Origin of the sequence: Haloferax sp. KTX1, from assembly GCF_902410085.1 — an archaeon.
In the GTDB taxonomy this organism is placed as follows: Archaea; Halobacteriota; Halobacteria; order Halobacteriales; family Haloferacaceae; genus Haloferax; species Haloferax massiliensis.
The window spans coordinates 155,512-172,554 of the sequence record NZ_CABPRH010000007.1; the positions used below are offsets into that span (position 1 = coordinate 155,512).

Annotated in this window: 17 protein-coding genes; 12 read left to right on the top strand and 5 right to left on the bottom strand. The window is 67.4% G+C overall.

Annotation, left to right across the window (positions count from 1 at the left end):
• Positions 1 to 116: 116 nt before the first annotated feature.
• Complete coding sequence (locus FY251_RS12875) at positions 117 to 1,223, top strand: Xaa-Pro peptidase family protein (protein ID WP_148415238.1); 1,107 nt, start codon at positions 117 to 119, stop codon at positions 1,221 to 1,223.
• Positions 1,224 to 1,354: 131 nt separating this feature from the next.
• Entirely contained in the window at positions 1,355 to 3,610 is a 2,256-nt protein-coding gene (locus FY251_RS12880) for an NADP-dependent malic enzyme (RefSeq protein ID WP_148415239.1), read from the top strand.
• A gap of 165 nt (positions 3,611 to 3,775) precedes the next feature.
• Here FY251_RS12880 and FY251_RS12885 read toward each other — a convergent pair whose 3' ends face one another.
• The gene (locus tag FY251_RS12885; RefSeq protein WP_148415240.1) at positions 3,776 to 4,501 is read right to left on the bottom strand and encodes a hypothetical protein; all 726 of its coding nucleotides are present in this window, start codon (positions 4,499 to 4,501) and stop codon (positions 3,776 to 3,778) included.
• A gap of 177 nt (positions 4,502 to 4,678) precedes the next feature.
• Positions 4,679 to 5,317, bottom strand: coding sequence for a ribonuclease H (locus FY251_RS12890; protein ID WP_148415241.1), 639 nt, complete (start codon positions 5,315 to 5,317; stop codon positions 4,679 to 4,681).
• A gap of 222 nt (positions 5,318 to 5,539) precedes the next feature.
• On the opposite strand from FY251_RS12890, the gene FY251_RS12895 reads away from it, so the two are divergent.
• The 6 genes from FY251_RS12895 to FY251_RS12920 all read left to right on the top strand — a co-directional run bounded on the left by FY251_RS12895 (position 5,540) and on the right by FY251_RS12920 (position 12,770).
• Positions 5,540 to 7,126 carry an ABC transporter substrate-binding protein gene (locus FY251_RS12895; protein ID WP_342765784.1) on the top strand — a complete coding sequence of 529 codons (1,587 nt, stop codon included), beginning with the start codon at positions 5,540 to 5,542 and terminating at the stop codon, positions 7,124 to 7,126.
• A gap of 3 nt (positions 7,127 to 7,129) precedes the next feature.
• A complete protein-coding gene (locus FY251_RS12900) occupies positions 7,130 to 8,128 on the top strand; it encodes an ABC transporter permease (RefSeq protein WP_042662442.1) in 999 nt (332 codons plus the stop codon).
• Positions 8,129 to 8,134: 6 nt separating this feature from the next.
• Positions 8,135 to 9,199, top strand: a complete 1,065-nt coding sequence (locus FY251_RS12905) for an ABC transporter permease (RefSeq protein WP_148415243.1) — start codon at positions 8,135 to 8,137, stop codon at positions 9,197 to 9,199.
• A 1-nt stretch (position 9,200) separates the two neighbouring features.
• Positions 9,201 to 10,394: an ABC transporter ATP-binding protein gene (locus FY251_RS12910; RefSeq protein ID WP_148415244.1), complete on the top strand. Its 1,194-nt coding sequence runs from the start codon at positions 9,201 to 9,203 to the stop codon at positions 10,392 to 10,394.
• Positions 10,387 to 11,718: an ABC transporter ATP-binding protein gene (locus tag FY251_RS12915; protein WP_148415245.1), complete on the top strand. Its 1,332-nt coding sequence runs from the start codon at positions 10,387 to 10,389 to the stop codon at positions 11,716 to 11,718. The genes FY251_RS12910 and FY251_RS12915 overlap by 8 nt, the downstream gene beginning before the upstream one ends.
• A gap of 116 nt (positions 11,719 to 11,834) precedes the next feature.
• Complete coding sequence (locus tag FY251_RS12920) at positions 11,835 to 12,770, top strand: DMT family transporter (RefSeq protein WP_148415246.1); 936 nt, start codon at positions 11,835 to 11,837, stop codon at positions 12,768 to 12,770.
• A gap of 9 nt (positions 12,771 to 12,779) precedes the next feature.
• Here the strand turns inward: FY251_RS12920 and FY251_RS12925 are convergent, their stop codons facing one another.
• Complete coding sequence (locus FY251_RS12925) at positions 12,780 to 13,079, bottom strand: transcriptional regulator (protein WP_148415247.1); 300 nt, start codon at positions 13,077 to 13,079, stop codon at positions 12,780 to 12,782.
• 338 nt (positions 13,080 to 13,417) lie between these two features.
• On the opposite strand from FY251_RS12925, the gene FY251_RS12930 reads away from it, so the two are divergent.
• The 4 genes from FY251_RS12930 (at position 13,418) to FY251_RS12945 (ending at position 15,789) form a co-directional block, all read left to right on the top strand.
• Complete coding sequence (locus tag FY251_RS12930; RefSeq protein WP_148415248.1) at positions 13,418 to 13,684, top strand: hypothetical protein; 267 nt, start codon at positions 13,418 to 13,420, stop codon at positions 13,682 to 13,684.
• A gap of 258 nt (positions 13,685 to 13,942) precedes the next feature.
• Positions 13,943 to 14,926 carry an aldo/keto reductase gene (locus FY251_RS12935; RefSeq protein WP_148415249.1) on the top strand — a complete coding sequence of 328 codons (984 nt, stop codon included), beginning with the start codon at positions 13,943 to 13,945 and terminating at the stop codon, positions 14,924 to 14,926.
• 62 nt (positions 14,927 to 14,988) lie between these two features.
• Positions 14,989 to 15,549: a DUF1684 domain-containing protein gene (locus tag FY251_RS12940; protein WP_148415250.1), complete on the top strand. Its 561-nt coding sequence runs from the start codon at positions 14,989 to 14,991 to the stop codon at positions 15,547 to 15,549.
• A 51-nt stretch (positions 15,550 to 15,600) separates the two neighbouring features.
• Positions 15,601 to 15,789 carry a hypothetical protein gene (locus tag FY251_RS12945; protein ID WP_148415251.1) on the top strand — a complete coding sequence of 63 codons (189 nt, stop codon included), beginning with the start codon at positions 15,601 to 15,603 and terminating at the stop codon, positions 15,787 to 15,789.
• 173 nt (positions 15,790 to 15,962) lie between these two features.
• Here the strand turns inward: FY251_RS12945 and FY251_RS12950 are convergent, their stop codons facing one another.
• The gene (locus tag FY251_RS12950; protein WP_148415252.1) at positions 15,963 to 16,433 is read right to left on the bottom strand and encodes a type IV pilin; all 471 of its coding nucleotides are present in this window, start codon (positions 16,431 to 16,433) and stop codon (positions 15,963 to 15,965) included.
• The gene (locus FY251_RS12955) at positions 16,434 to 16,862 is read right to left on the bottom strand and encodes a type IV pilin (protein WP_089781486.1); all 429 of its coding nucleotides are present in this window, start codon (positions 16,860 to 16,862) and stop codon (positions 16,434 to 16,436) included.
• Between the last annotated feature and the right edge of the window lie 181 nt (positions 16,863 to 17,043).

Genomic DNA, 17,043 nt, shown 5'->3' on the forward strand with positions numbered 1-17,043 from the left:
AAGGTGTCACCGCGGGGAGCCGTCTCGCGCGCTGGGGGCGACCGCTTCGAGTGCTTCGACCGTGACCGACCCGTCCGAGCCGTCCCATTCAAGTCGATTCGGCTGGACGCGCGAACATGGACGAGCGACTCGACTCCCGAGCGGACCGACTCGATGGCTACCTCGACGACAACGGCCTCGAAGCGGTCTGGTTCGCCCGACCGAACTCCTTCGCGTGGCTCCTCGGCGGCGACAGCGTCGTCGACCGCGACTCGCCGTTGGGCGTCGCCGCCGCCGGCTACGACGGCGACGAGTTCCACGTCGTGACGGACAACATCGAAGCGAACCGCCTGCTCCACGAGGAACTGCCCCACGAAGACGTTCGCGTCCACCGATTCCAGTGGTACGAGGGCTCGCTGGCGTCCGGCGTCGAGGCGGTGTCTCCGACACCCGCCGCCGCCGACTTCGACGTGCCCGGCTTCGAGGACGTGGACGCCGCGGCCGTCCGCCAGCCGCTTTCGGACGCCGACATCGAGGCCTACCGCGAACTCGGCCGCGACGCGGCGAGCGCGGTCGAGCGGGTCTGCCGCGAACTCGCGCCGGGCGACACGGAACACGAGGTCGCCTCCGGTCTGAAGGTCACGCTCAGCGCGATGGGAATCGAAGCGCCGGTGGTGCTCGTCGGCGGCGGTCGGCGCGTCCAGAAGTACCGCCACTACACGCCCAAACAGGAGGAACTCGGCGACTACGCCCTCGTCTCGGTGACGGCCCAGCGCGGCGGTCTCTACGCGAGTTGCACGCGGACCGTCGCGTTCGACGCGCCGGAGTGGCTCGAAACCCGCCACGAGGGAGCGATGCGGGTCGAGACGGAGGCGCTGGCGGCGACCCGGAAGGCCGCCGTGGAGGGCGGCACCGCCGGCGACGTGTTCGACGCCATCCGCGACGCCTACGACGCGGTCGGCGAGTCCGAGGAGTGGCTGAACCACCACCAAGGCGGCGCAGCGGGCTTCGCCGGCCGGGAGTGGTTCGCCACGCCCGACGCCGACGACGAGGTCCGCGCGCCGATGGGTTACGCCTACAACCCGACCATTCAGGGCGCGAAAAGCGAGGGCACCGCGCTCGTCACCGACGAGGGCGTCGAGCCGCTGACCACGACCGGCCGCTGGCCGACCCGGACCGTGACCGACGCCGACGAGACGGTCGAACTCGAACGGCCGGAAATTCTTCACATCGAAACGGAGTAATTTTTCGACCGGAGCGGCGTCGATTCGCCGTCGCGACCTCGCCGCCGTCCGGTGAGGATTCGACTATTGTCGAAGTCAAAATTCGACGTTGTTGAATAGCTTTTTGCCCCCTGCGTGAGGACGTGTGGGTCATGGGACTGGACGACGACTCACGGGACTATCACAGACAGGACCCGCCCGGAAAAATCGAGATTGCGACGACGAAGCCGACGAACACCCAACGCGACCTGAGTCTGGCGTACTCGCCGGGCGTGGCCGCGCCGTGTCTCGACATCGCCGACGACGAAGACGCCGCCTACGAGTACACGGCGAAGGGGAATCTCGTCGGCGTCATCTCTAACGGCTCCGCCGTCCTCGGGCTGGGGGACATCGGAGCGCAGGCGTCGAAGCCGGTGATGGAGGGCAAGGGCGTGCTGTTCAAGCGCTTCGCCGACATCGACGTGTTCGACGTCGAACTCGACATCGCGGACGTGGACGACTTCGTGGCGGCGACGAAGGCGATGGAACCGACGTTCGGCGGCATCAACTTGGAGGACATCAAGGCCCCGGAGTGCTTCGAAATCGAACGACAGCTCCGCGAACAGATGGATATCCCCGTGTTCCACGACGACCAGCACGGCACGGCCATCATCTCCGGCGCGGCGCTTCTGAACGCCGCCGACATCGCCGACAAGGACCTCGACGACCTCGATATCGTCTTCTCGGGGGCGGGCGCGTCCGCGCTCGCGACGGCGCGGTTCTACGTCTCCCTCGGCGCGAGAAAGGAGAATATCACGATGTGCGACTCCACGGGCATCATCACCGAGTCGCGCGTCGAGGAGGGCGACGTCAACAAGTACAAAGCCGAGTTCGCGCAGCCGGTCGGCGAGGGGTCGCTGTCGGACGCGATGGAGGGCGCGGACGTGCTCGCGGGCCTCTCGGTCGGCGGTATCGTCAGCCAGGAGATGGTGCGGTCGATGGCCGACGACCCAATCATCTTCGCCATGGCGAATCCCGACCCCGAAATCACCTACGAGGACGCCAAGAACGCCCGCGATGACACCGTCATCATGGCCACCGGCCGGTCGGATTACCCGAATCAGGTCAACAACGTCCTCGGGTTCCCGTTCATCTTCCGCGGCGCGCTCGACGTGCGCGCGACCGAGATCAACGAGGCGATGAAGCGCGCGGCCGCCGAGGCGCTCGCCGAACTCGCCCGACAGGACGTGCCCGACGCGGTCGTCAAGGCCTACGGCGACCACCCGCTGCAGTTCGGTGCCGACTACGTCATCCCCAAGCCGCTGGACCCCCGCGTACTGTTCGAGGTCGCCCCCGCCGTCGCGCAGGCGGCGATGACCTCCGGCGCGGCCCGCGAGCGCCTCGACATGAACGCCTACCGCGAGCGCCTCGAAGCCCGCCTCGGCAAGTCCCGCGAGATGATGCGCGTCGTCCTCAACAAGGCGAAGTCGAACCCCAAGCGCGTCGCCCTCGCGGAGGGCGAAGACGAGAAGATGATTCGCGCCGCCTACCAGATGCAGGAGGAGGGCATCGCCGAACCCATCCTCGTCGGGAAGACGACGACGATACTGCGGAAGGCCGAGGAGTTGGGTCTCGACTTCGACCCGACCATCGCCAACCCCCGCGACGGCGAGTGGGACCACTACGTCGACCGCCTCTACGAGCTTCGACAGCGCAAGGGCGTCACGAACTCCGAGGCGGAGGAACTCGTCCGCCGCGACTCGAACTACTTCGCCAGCGTGATGGTCGAAGTCGGCGACGCGGACGCGATGCTGACGGGGCTGACCCACCACTACCCGTCGGCGCTCCGCCCGCCGCTCCAGATTATCGGCACCGCCGACGAGGCCAACTACGCCGCCGGCGTCTACATGATGACGTTCAAGAACCGCGTCGTCTTCTGCGCCGACACGACGGTCAACCTCGACCCCGACGAGGAGATTCTCGCGGAGATCACGAAGCACACCGCGGACCTCGCCCGCCAGTTCAACGTCGAGCCGCGCGCGGCGCTGCTCTCGTACTCCAACTTCGGGAGCGTCACGAACGAGGGGACGCGCAAGCCCCGCGACGCCGCGGCGCTCCTGCAGGACGACCCCGACGTTGACTTCCCGGTCGACGGCGAGATGCAGGCCGACACCGCCCTCGTCGAGGACATCCTCGAAGGTACCTACGACTTCGCGGAACTCGACGAGCCGGCGAACCTGCTCGTGTTCCCGAACCTCGAAGCGGGCAATATCGGCTACAAGCTCCTCCAGCGCCTCGGCGGCGCGGAGGCCATCGGCCCGATGCTCGTCGGCATGGACAAACCCGTCCACGTCCTCCAGCGCGGCGACGAGGTCAAAGACATCGTCAACCTGGCTGCGACGGCGGTCGTGGACGCGCAGGAAGAGTAACGGGCCCGAGCGAAGCGAGGGATTTTTTGGTCCAGCTTTTTCGGGAGAGGGTGAGCGAAGCGAACCCGAACCGAAAAAAGGTGGTCGTTCGACCTGGCTGCGACGGCGGTCGTGGACGCGCAGGAAGAGTAACGCGCAGTCTGTCTTCGGTTTTTCTTCGAATCGCTACCCGAACTCGACCCACGCGACGGCGACGCCCAGTCCGACCGCCGGCGGGACCGCGTAGAGCGCGAAGGTCGTCGAGTCCGGCGGCGAGAAGCACGCGGCGAAGGCGACGAGACAGAGGAGCGACAGCCCTCTGGTCGCTCCGGTGAGTCGGCGGGAGAGCGCGCCGGCGCGGCGCAGTCCGAGCAGGAGCGGGGCGACGGCCGCGCCGCCGCCGACCGCGACCGGGAAGAACAGTTCGAGTTCGAGCGCCGACTGGCGGGAAGCGGCCGCGACGCGGCCCCATTCGACCAGCAGGCCGGCGAGGGCCGGCGCGAACTGCCGCGCGGCGACGGTCCCGACGAGGAAGCCCGCGGCGGCGACCGCCAACCACCCCGAGGCGGCGCGGAGGTCGACCGCGGGGTCGCGGCCGGCGAGGGCGACGAGCGAGACGCCGGCGGCGAGAGTGCCGGCGAGCACGCCCAGTTCGAGACGGACGAGGAAGGTCGGGTCGCCGACGCCGACGACAGCTGTCGAAACACCGGCGGTCGGAGAGACGCCGGCAGTCGGCGGGAGCCCGCCGGTCGGCGAGAGGAGTCCGGGGTCGCGGACGGCGGCGAAGACGGAGACGGCCGTCAGGAGATCGATGGCGACGAGTCGTGTCGCGTGGCGTCTCGCGGTCGCGCCGAGCGGCGAGAGTCCGCGTCGCCGCGGGTCGAACGCGTCGACGGTCTCCGCGGAGTCCATACGTCCGGCGTCGTCGCTCCGCGTTGTCAACTTTGTGACGGTGAGGAGACCGGCCGGCGGCGGGACGGCCGCCCGGGTGACGCGCCCCGGGAAGGCGACGGCCCTGTGGGACTGCTCGCGCTCGGCGACTCGCCCGGCGGAGGCGAGTCGAGTGCGGTCGTCGCCGACGCCTCGCGCTCAGTCGCTCGCGCGCCCTTCGAACCGCGAGGGCGGGAGGTAGCTCACGTCCGTGCCGGAGTCCGTCTCGAACTCCGGGGGGTCGGGGAGCACACAGCGGTCGGCGCGCCGGTTGACGTGTTCGTACTCACCCGGCGCGTTCGCCAGCGGATGGGCGGGGTTCTCGCGGCTGTCGATTCGCGCGGCGCGTAGCTCGCCGAACCCGGCGATGCGGGCCTGAATCCCCCGCCAGTGGTGTTCGCTTCCGGCGGGAACGACGATTCGCTTCGGCGACTTCCAGTCGGGGTGGTCGCCGGCGAGAACGGCGTTGTTGACGTTCGCGGCGAGGTCGTCGTGGTCGACGAGGACGCCGACGCGAGCGCCCGGCGGCGCGCGGTGGGCGAGCACGTCAAGTCCGAGGTGCAGTGCGCGATACTCCGAGACGTTGTTGTCCGGCGGCACGTCCGGGAGTGCGATACGGGCGACTCGCTCGCCGTCGCGGGTCTCTATCACCGCACCGAGTCCGCCGCCGTTCGGGCGGTACGACCCGTCCGTCGCGACGTAGAAGTGTCGTTGATGCGTTCGCGGCGGGTGTGCGATGTGGGGCGTCGGCGACTCGTCGAACAAGTCCCGAAGTGTGGGACGGCCGGTCACGGCCATACGAATGATTCCGCGATGGGCAGTAATAAACGTACCCCGTCTTTGGGGGGTGATGCGTCCACGTGTTCAGCGGCGATGCCTCGGGAGCATAACTGCGCACAATATATTGTCAGAACGCTATGCGGGGGCCGAATCTCAGGCAATGGATATAAGAACGACCGACTCAATCTACCTTCGATGGCTGATACCAATTCTCACATTAGTCGACGGTCGTACATTAAGTTGGCTGGCGGCGCGGCGGCGTCGGCGGCGCTCGCGGGCTGTTCCGGTGGCGGCGGCGAGGAGACCGAGACCACCGAGACGACGACCGGCGGGGAGGAGACCGAAACCGACGAGACCACGACGACGACCGACGACAGCGGCTCGTTCGACGTGACCATCACGCAGGGGCAGATGCCCTCCGGTCTCGACCCGCAGGACCACCGCGAGACGACGACGGACATCGTCGTCCTCCACGCGTACGAGGGCGTCTTGACCCGCGACGCGGCGGGGTCGATTCAGACCTCGCTCGCGACGAACTACGAGCGCATCGACGGGGAGAACGCGGTCCGCTTCGACCTCCGCGAGGACGTCACGTTCCACAACGGCGACGAACTCACTCCCGCGGACGTCGCCTACAGCATCAACCGCGTCGTCGACGAGGAGGTCGGCTTCGCCAGCCCGCAGAGCGACCAACTCGCCGGCGTCGCCGGCGCGGAGGTCATCGAGGGCGAGAACGCGGTCAGGGTCAACAACGCCTCTCTCAACCCCATCGTGTTCTCCGAGTTCGCGACCTACCTCGACGTGATGCAGCAGTCGTGGGTCGAGGAGAACGACAAGGCGTACATCAGCCAGCACATGAACGGCACGGGACCGTTCCAACTCGACTCGTACACCGAAGACGAGGAGGTCGTCCTCACGGCGTACGAGGACTACTGGCGGGAGCCCGCGGCGGTCGACACGCTCACCTTCCGCGCCGCGTCGGAGGCCAGCACGCGCGTCAACCAACTCCTGCAGGGCGAGACCGACCTCATCGTCAACGTCCCGCCGCAGGAGGTCCAGCGCGTCACCAACTCCGACAACGCCCGCGTCGCCGCGGCCCCGTCGACCCGCATCATCTACAACGGGATGCGCTACGACGTCGAACCGTTCGACTCGATGGAGTTCCGGCAGGCGATGAACTACGCCATCGACCTCGAAAGCATCGTCCAGAACGTCCTCGGAGGCTTCGGCGCGCAGACGGGCCAGCCCACCCTCCCCGAGTTCGTCGGCCACGACCCCGACATCGACCCGTACCCGTACGACCCGGACCAAGCCGAGCAGTTGGTCGAGGAGTCCGGCTACGCCGGCGCGGAAATCGAGCTTCACACGCCGGTCGGCCGCTACCTGAAGGACCTCGAAGTCGCGCAGGCGGTCGCGGGCTACATCGACGAACTCCCGAACGTCACGGCGACGGTCCGCCAGCGCGACTTCGGGTCGCTCGTCGACGAACTGCTCGCGGGCAGTATCGAGGCCCGCCCGCCGTGGTTCCTCATCGGCTGGGGCGAGGCGACGTTCGACGGCGGCCTCGTCATGGAGGCGCTTCTCGCCTCCGAGGGGACGCTCACGACGTGGCAAAACGAGGAGTTCGACGCGCTGCTCGAACAGGCCGGCAACCAGTCCGGCGAGGAGCGCGAGGCGACCCTCCAAGAGGCGAACGCGATGGCCCACGAGCAGTGCCCGTGGATCTTCCTGAACCAGCAGTACAGCGTCTACGGCGTCAGCAACGTCATCGCGTGGGAGGCCCGCTCCGACGAGCGCATCGACGCGTACGCGATGAGCCAGCAGTAGTCGATGTCGCTGTCGAGGTTCCTCATCAAGCGCTCGCTCCAGGGGCTGTTCGTCATCTGGGGGGTCATCACGGTCGTCTTCGGCCTCCGGTTCATCTCGCCGGGGGACCCGGCGAACGTGCTGTTGCCCCCCGACGTCGACCCCGAGGTCAGAGCGCAGGTCATCGCCGAACTCGGACTGAACGAGCCCCTGTACGTGCAGTACTGGGAGTTCGTCTCCGGTATCCCGTTCGGCGACCTCGGCCTGTCGCTCGTGACCCGGACGCCGGTCTCGGCTCGCGTCGTGGCGAAGCTCCCGGCGACGCTCGAACTCGCCGTCGCGGCGACCGTCGTCGCCGTCGTCATCGCCATTCCGCTCGGCGTCCTGTCGGCCACGCGGCGGCACGAGCCCGCCGACTACGGCGCGACGGTGTTCTCGCTGGTCGGCATCAGCACGCCCAACTTCTGGCTGGGCGTGATGCTCATTCTCGTGCTCGCGGTTCAGTTGAACCTGTTTCCGACGAGCCAGCGCCCAATCGGCCTCGACGGCATCGCGCTGCTTCTCGTCGGCGGCGACCCGGGCGCGGCGATACGCGGCTTCGGGACGTGGCTGTGGCACATCACGCTCCCCGCCGTCACGCTCGGGACGTACTTCACCGCGCTCATCACGCGGCTCACCCGCAGCGGGATGCTCGACCAACTCGGACAGACCTACGTCCGCGCGTCGCGGGCGAAGGGGCTCCCGGAGACGCTGGTCCGCTACAAGCACGCGCTTCGGAACACGCTCATCCCGGTCATCACCGTCATCGGTCTCCAACTCGGCACCCTCATCGGCGGGGCCGTCATCACGGAGGCCGTCTTCGCGTGGCCGGGGCTCGGGACGCTCATCATCAACAGCATCAACGCCCGCGACTGGCCGGTCTTACAGGGCTCGCTCATCGTCGTCGCGGTCGGGTTCGTCCTCGTGAACATCCTCGTGGACGCCCTGTACGCCTACGTCAACCCGCAGGTGGCCTACGATTAACGCTCTATGATATCGGAACGCACACGCAGAAACCTTCGCCGAGAGCTCAGACGGAGTCTCCTCGCGAAGCTCGGCATCGTCGTCGTCGTCCTCGTGGTGGCGATGGCTATCTTCGCGCCGTTTATCTCGCCGTATAGCCCGTCCCAACAGAACCTCGACAACGCCCGGCAACCGCCGCTCGGCTTCAGCACGACGGAGACCCGGGAGGTGACACAGACGGAAGACGGGAGCGTCGTCATCGAGGACGGACAGGTCGTCACCGAGACCCAGACCGTCTACACGAACGCGACGGTCGCCCACCCGCTCGGCACCGACGGCAACGGGCGGGACATCCTCTCCCGCGTCATCTACGGCGCGAGAACGTCCATCCTCGTCGGCCTGTTCGGCACGTCGCTCGCGGCGCTCATCGGCGTCCTCGTCGGGCTGTCGGCGGGGTTCTACCGCGGGCGCGTGGACGACGTCCTGATGCGGAGCGCGGACATCATGCTCGCGTTCCCCTCGCTCGTCCTCGCAATCGCCCTCGTGGGCGTCTGGGGACAGGCCCAAGCGCCGATTCCCGACCCGTTCGTCGCCACCGGACTCGCCCCGGCGTTCCGCTCGGCGGTCGGGTTACCGTCGGGCATGCCGGGGACGGTCGTCCTCCCGGGGACGGTCATCGTCGTCGTCGCGCTCGTCAACTGGGTGTGGTTCGCCCGCGTCGCCCGCGGCGAGGCGCTCTCCATCCGCGAGGAGGAGTACGTGAAGGCCGCGAAGGCACTCGGCGCGAGCGACGGGCGGACGATGCTCAGACACGTCCTCCCCAACGCCATCACGCCCATCCTCGTGTTGGCGACGATTCAGGTGGCCGCCATCATCCTGCTGGAGTCGGCGCTGTCGTTCCTCGGCTTCTCCGGGGCCGACGTGTCGTGGGGCTTCGACATCGCCCTCGGCCGGCAGTACCAGTCAACCGCGTGGTGGATTTCGACGATGCCCGGCCTCGCCATCGTGGTGACGGTCATCGGGCTGAACCTCGTCGGCGACTGGCTCAGAGACGCGCTCGACCCCGGCATCGAAGGGGAGGGGGGCGTCTGAGATGGCCGACACGATTCTCAGCGTCCGCGACCTCTCGACCCGCTTTTTCACCGAGGAGGGGCAGGTCAACGCGGTCGAAAACGTCTCGTTCGACGTCGAAGACGGCGAGATATTCGGCATCGTCGGCGAGTCGGGGTCCGGCAAGTCCGTGACCGCGCTGTCGGTCATCGACCTCATCGAGTCGCCCGGTCGCGTGACCCAAGGCGAGATATGGTACCGCAACGCCGACCTCGCCGAGGAGTTCCGCGGGTCGAAGCCCGACGCCGTGGACGGCGACCTCGTCGACATCCGGCGGCTCCCGGAGGGCGTCCGCCGGTCGCTCCGCGGGCCGTCGTTCAGCATGGTGTTTCAGGACCCGATGAGCAGTTTTAACCCCTCGATAACCGTCGGCGAGCAGATCGCCGAAGCGGTGGAGGTCCAGCGCCGCGCCCGGTCGAACCCGCGGAGCACGCGCTCGCGCACCCAGGGCTACGGGCTCGCGTCGCTCATCAGGGACTCGCTTCTCCCCTCGAAGAGCTACGTCGACGACGAGAGCATGGACCGCGCGGTCGAACTGCTCGACCAGGTCGGTATCCCCGACCCCGAGGACCGCGCCGAGGAGTACCCCCACCAGTTCTCCGGGGGGATGCTCCAGCGCGCGATGATCGCGCAGGCGCTCGCCGGCGAGCCGGACGTGCTCATCGCCGACGAGCCGACCACCGCGCTCGACGTGACTATCCAGGCGCAGATTCTCAACCTGCTGCGCGACCTGCAGGAACAGGAGGGGATGAGCATCCTGATGATAACCCACGACCTCGGCGTCATCGCCCGGATGTGCGACCGCGTCGGCGTCATGTACGCCGGCGAGGTCGTCGAGCGCGGCCCGCTCGCCGACATCTTCGAGAACCCCGTCCACCCGTACACGCAGGGGCTGTTGGGGTCGATTCCCGACGTTGACGACCCCTCGGGCCGCCTCGAACCCATCTCGGGTAACGTCCCCAGTCTGCTCGACTCGGAGATGCCCGACGCGTGTTACTTCGCCGACCGGTGCCCCAAAGCCATGACCGACTGTCTGACCCGCATCCCCGAGTACGAACTGGACGGCCGACACAGCGTCCGGTGCGTCCTCGCCGAACAGGAGTTCGACCCCGCGGACGCCGTCGATTCGGTCGACGGGGCCGAGGCGGCCGACCCGGAGGTGAGCGCCGATGACTGAACCGCTTCTGTCGGTTCGGGAGCTCCAGAAGTACTACTTCGAACAGGACTCGCTCGTCGACAGCCTCCTCGGGCGCGACCCGACGAGCGTCAAGGCGGTCGACGGCATCTCGTTCGACATCGTCCGCGGCGAGACGCTCGGACTCGTCGGCGAGTCCGGCTGCGGAAAGTCTACGACCGGGGAAACCCTGCTCCGGCTCCGCGAGGCGACCGGCGGCGCGGTCACGTTCGACGGGAAGAACGTCTTCGAGATGGACGACGACGAACTCAAGTCGTTCCGCAGAGACGCCCAAATCGTCTTCCAAGACCCGTTTTCGAGCCTCGACCCCCGGATGACCGTCGGCGACATCGTCGCCGAGCCGCTGCGGATTCACGGGATTCCCGACACCGCCGACGGCGAGTCCAAACGCGAGTGGCGGCGCGACAGGGTCACCGACCTGCTAGAGCGGGTCGGCCTCTCCGCGAACCACTTCGACCGCTACCCCCACGAGTTCTCCGGCGGCCAGCGTCAGCGCGTCGGCATCGCCCGCGCGCTCGCGCTCGAACCGGAGTTCATCGTCCTCGACGAGCCGGTGTCGGCGCTCGACGTCTCCGTGCAGGCGCAGGTGTTGAACCTGCTCGACGATTTGCAGGAGGAGTTCGGGCTGACGTACCTGTTTATCGCCCACGACCTCTCCGTCGTTCGGCACATCTGCGACCGCGTCGCCGTGATGTACCTCGGCAACATCGTCGAACTCGGCCCGACGGACGACCTGTTCGAGTCGCCGAAACACCCCTACACCGAGGCGCTGTTGGAGAGCGTGCCCCGGCCCTCGACGGCCGAACACGGCCGTCGGGTCGAGGCGCTGTCGGGCGACGTGCCGTCGCCGCGAAACCCGCCGTCCGGCTGTCGCTTCCGGACGCGGTGCCCGCGGGTCATCCCCCCGGACGACCTCGACATCGAACAGGAGACCTACCGCGCCGTGATGGACCTCCGCGACGCGCTGGCGGTCGGCGACGTGAACCCCGACCACGTCTGGGACGCCGCCGACCCCGACCGGGAGGACGCGGAGGCGTTCATCGAGGAGGCGCGCGCGCGACACGTCGACGCCGAACTCCGCGGCGAGGTCGCGGGCGTCGTCGACACGGCGCTGGGCCACCTCGCCGACGGTGACCCGGACCGCACCGCCGAGACGCTTCGGGAACGCTTCGAGAGCCCCTGTGAGACGCGACGCCCCGCGGTCGGCGACGCGCCGCACCCCGCGGCGTGTCACCTCTACGAGGGCTCCGACGAGGTGACGGTCATCGAGACGAACGCCGGCGCGGCCGCCGAGGCGGACGACTGAGTCGCGGTCGGGGTCGCGGGGCGGCGGGTGTTGCTCCCGGCCGTTCCCCGTCTCGCGGCACCGGCGAAACCGCCCCGTAACGAAACGTTCAGGCACCTCCCCGGTGCACCAACGCTGTGACACGGTACCGAAACATCGGACTGTTCGTCGTCCTCGCAGCCGTCTGGGGCTCCGCGTTCATGGCCATCAAAGCCGGACTCGACTTTTTCCCGCCGGTGCTGTTCGCCGCCCTCCGGTACGACGTGGCCGGCGTCGTGATGCTCGCCTACGCGCTGTACGCCACCGACTCCCCGGTCCCCCGCGGCAGGGCCGAGTGGACGGAAATCGCCATCGGCGCGGTGTTTCTCATCGCCGCGTACCACGCGCTTCTGTTCATCGGCGAGACCGACCCGACCGTGACGAGCGCCGCCGCCGCCGTCATCGTGAGTCTCAGCCCGGTTCTCACCACCGGGTTCGCCCGACTCTTGCTCCCGAGCGAGCGACTCACCGCGCTCGGCGTCGTCGGCCTCCTCCTCGGCCTCGTCGGCGTCGCGGTCCTCTCGGAGCTCGACCCGAGCAACCTCCTCGCCGGCGGTACGGTCGCGAAACTGCTCATCTTCGGCGCGGCCGCCGCCTTCGCCCTCGGCTCCGTCCTGACCCGTCGGGTCGACTCGGAGATGCCCATCGAGACGATGGAGGCGTGGTCGATGCTCCTCGGGGCGGGCCTGATGCACGTCGCGTCCGTCGGGCTCGGCGAGAGCATCGGCTCGGTCGACCTCACCGTCCAGTCGGTCGCCGCGCTCGCGTACCTCTCGCTCGCGGCGAGCGCGCTCGGCTTCCTCATCTACTTCGACCTGCTCGCGCGGCTCGGCCCCATCGAAATCAACCTCGTCTCGTACGTCGCGCCCGTCTTCGCGGCGCTCGCCGGCTGGGCGTTCCTGAGCGAGGTCCCCACCTCGTCCACGGTCGGCGGGTTCGCGCTCATCTTCCTCGGGTTCGTCCTCCTGAAGCGCGGGGCGATTCGGCGCGAACTCCGCTATCGGTTCGGCGACGGCGCGGGCGCGACCGACTGAAACACGCGGCTACGCGTCCGTCGTATCCGCCGCGTCCGCCCGCTCGACCGACGCCACTTCTCCGACCATCGTCCAGCCGTCCTCGCCGGGGCGCTGTCGGCCGACGACGACGGCGTCGTTGTCCTCCGTCGTCGCGAACCGATAGACTGCGTCGTCGTCGACGCACCGCCCCTCGGCCTGAAACTCCGTCTGAAAGAACTCCGCGCTCTCCAGCGTGAACGTGCCGTCTATCTCCTCGCCGACGACGAGACGCATGGCGTTCGGGTGGATGTTGTACATGCGCTTTGCGACGCGGTTGAGTTCGGGCATCACCCCGACAGTCGCGCTCGCGGGGTAAATCCCTGCGGGAGCGACGGCGGCCGAATCACCGGCCGACCGACGAACCGCGCGGGTCGGCGCACCGAGCGCCGAGGCTGGTCAATCGAAATTCGGGAAAGTCAGGATCTCCGGACTGTTCACGAACAGCTGAATGTTCCCTGAATAAAAGAGTTAGAACAGAGTATAAAGTATTAGGACGCTTCTCGTCAGCCTATGAAATTTCACGTTTATCCGACGGTCGCGAGTAAACGAGTATGAAACGAATCGAATTCTCGCACCTAATTATGACCCCTCCGCACCATGTTGTGTTCGTAGGTGCCCCCCAACCAATGTCGAACTCCCCATCCACGGTCCCCCGTGAACGCCTCTCCCAACTCCGCGAGGTCGTCACGGAAGAACGGCCGCTTCGCCTCGGCTTCGAGCTCGTCGCCGCACCGCTCCGGTTCGTCGGCTTCTGGGCCGCTGTTGCCCTCCCGTTCCTGTATCTGCCCTTGCTGTTCGGCGGCCTCGAAGCGAGCGAGTTCACCGTCTTCGGAGTGCTTCTCGCACTCAACGCGTTCGCGCTCGTCATCGGACACAACTACGCCCGGTCGTAGGCGGGGCGGTCGCCGACCTGACGGTTCGCGCACCGACGCGACCTGCGTTCTCCCTCCACCTCCGCGTCCCTCCGTCCCTCCACATCCTCCCACCTGACACTCTCGGTCTCTCCTCCGCAAGCGCCTCCGGCGCGACTCCCTCCGCGATTCTCGCGGCTCTCGGGCGCTCGATGCGTCGACCCGCCACCGCCGCACGTTCCTCATTTTCGACCGTCAGGAATCGAGTGGCTTTACCCCGGGCCGGTCTTCGGGTTCGGTATGTCGCTCGCGATGGTTCCATTAGGACGGACCGGGACGACGGTCTCCGAACTCGCGTTCGGAACGTGGCGGTTCGGTCGGCGGAACGACGACGGCGAGGTCGAGGTCGGCCGCGACCGCGCCCACGAACTGCTCGACGCGTACGCCGCCGCCGGCGGGAACTTCATCGATACCGCCGACATGTATGGCGACGGTGCCAGCGAGACGTACATCGGCGACTGGCTCGGTGAACGCGACCGAGAGGACTTCGTCGTCGCGTCGAAAATCTTCTGGCCCACGCGCGAGGACGCCAACGGCCGCGGCCTCAACCGGAAACACCTCCGCCGTCAGATGGACCGCATCCTCGACCGACTCGGCACCGACTACGTCGACCTGCTGTACATCCATCGGTGGGACGACGAGACGCCGGTCGAGGAGTTCATGCGGACGCTCGACGGCTTCGTCCGCGACGGCAAGGTGAACTACCTCGGCACCTCGACGCTCGAACCGAACGCGTGGAAAGTCGTCAAGGCAAACGAGCTCGCCGACAAGCGCGGCTACGAGCCGTTCAAGGTCGCCCAGCCGCGGTACAACGCCGTCAACCGCGAGATAGAGGGGAACTACCTCGACATGTGCGCCGACTACGACATCGGCGTCGTCCCGTGGTCGCCCTTGGCCGGCGGGTTTCTCACGGGCAAGTACGCCCGCGACGAGCGCCCGCCCGCGGACTCCCGCGCGGCGAACGACCAGCGGTTCGCCGACTCCTACCTCACGCCGTCGAACTTCGACGCGCTCGAACAGGTCGAGGAGGTCGCCGAGGCGGTCGGCGCGTCGCCCGCGCAGGTCAGCCTCGCGTGGCTCATGCATCACTCGCAGGTCACCGCGCCGATTGTCGGAGCGCGGACGGTCGACCAACTCGGCGAGAACGTCGCGGCCGCGGACATCGACCTCACGCCCGACCAGTTCGAACGCATCTCGGTCGCCAAGCGCCGCGTTTCCGGATAGCGCGTTCGTCGCCGCGCCCCCGAACCGTCAGGTGTAGGTGTCGCCGGCGGGTACCGTCGCGTATGACCGACGACGCGTTCGACGCCGACGCCTACGTCTCCGAACTCCGGGCGAAACGCGAGGAGAAAGACGACTTCTTCGGGTCGCACCCGCAGTCGCCGATTCCGCCGGAAGACCGGGACGAGTTCGACGGCCTCGACTACTTCGACCCGGACCCGGACTACCGCGTGACCGCGTCGGTCGAGACGCACGCCGACCCCGAGCCGGTGACGATGGACACCTCGACCGACGGCGAGGTCCGGTATCTCCGCGTCGCCACGTTCCACTTCGAGCTCCGCGACGCCGACCTCAGCCTCGGCGCGTACCGCCAGGAACACGACGACTCGCCGACGCTGTTCGTCCCCTTCCGCGACAAGACGACGGGCCAGCAGACCTACAACGGCGGTCGGTACATGGAACTCACGCCCGACGCGCCACTCGACGAGTTAGACGAGGTCGTCGTCGACTTCAACCTCGCGTACAACCCGTTTTGCGCGTTCACCGAGGCTTTCGAGTGTCCGCTTCCACCCGAGGAGAACTGGCTCGACGTGGTCGTCCCCGCCGGCGAACAGGACTACGAGTAACCGCGACGCGAAAGCGGAAGTTCCATATCGGACGCTTCCGGAGAGACCGACATGGGACTGCTCAGTTCGAAGAAAGCCGTCATCGGGATGGCGCTGATGATCGTCGGGACGATCGCGATGCTGCCGGGAACGCTACCGAACTCCGCACAGGTGATGTCCTACGCGGTCGTTCTCGGTGCCGGCGCGCTCACCCTCGGAACGTGGCTAGTCGGCACGTCCGAAGACGGCCGCCCGGTCTGAGACCGGCGCATCCCTCGTTGTAACGGCGAAGAACCGGCTGTTCTCGCGACGGCGCAGTTCGTCTGTCTGAGCGCGCGCCAGCGACGCGGCCGGACACGCTCCGCGGGAGTCGAGTCGGCCGCGGCTCGGTGGGTGGATCGGAAGAAAACGATGCCGCAAAGGCGGTGTTGCGTTCAGGCGTCGGGACCGGACCAGCTCTGAAGCGTGGCGGAGTTACTGCCACTCTCGGAGGTCCAGATGACTCGAACAGTCGCGGTTGAGAGGTCGTCGGCGTTCTGCTCGACAACCGTCACTTGGCTTCCGGCGGTAATCTCCGAATCCGAAGATATCGAGTTCCAAGTGCCGGTCGTACCGCTCGATCCGGCGAGTTCAGTTCCCGTGGAGTCGTTAAGGGCAACCGAAGAGGTGATGTTGACCTGCGTGGCGTCGATGGAAGAACCGCTCTCGTGGGTGACCGTGAGGGCGGTGCCGTTGTAGTCGAACCCGAAACTCGCCTGCGGAGCAGTGTCGCCGACCTGGTCGCCCAGACCGAGGACGAACGTCCCGATAACGGCCGCGAGAATCACCGTGATTGCGACCATGAGGATAACGCCGATGACCGGCGACACCGCGTCGTCCTCAGCGAGGAGTTGTTTGAAATTCATCTATCCGTTGTAGGTCCACTGCTGGAGCGTGGAGGACGTGCTGCCACTCTGCGAGTTCCAGACGACGCGAACGGTGTCGCCGTCAGCGAATCCATCAGAGTTGTTTACGACGGCGGACCCACCTGCGGAGATCGGATCGGAGCCACCGTAAGCGGTCCAGTTATTTCCGGAGTTGCTGAAGTTACCGGTTACAGTGACCTGGTTCGCGGCAATCTGCTCCCCGCTCTCGTGGGTAATCGTCAGGTTGTCGGTGCCGTCGTAATCGAAGCTAAAGCTCGCCTGCGGGGCCGTCTCGCTCACTTGGTCACCGAGTCCGAGAACGAACGTGCCGATGACGGCTGCGAGAATCACTGTAATCGCCACCATCAGGATAACTCCGATGACGGGACTGACTGCACGGTCTTCCGTGAAGAGATGTTTGAGTTGCATGCGTTATGTCCGACACCCGGGACGGTATCGCTCGCCGAGGACGCTAGTGGCGCGGTCGTCGCTGCCAGCATCCCTGCCCGGCACCCGTCGCGGTGTGTCCACCCGACCGGTATCTCCGGGATAACTTAAATCTACGTGCCAGATTAATGGGCAATTTCGAGCCGGAATTAGGACATTAATA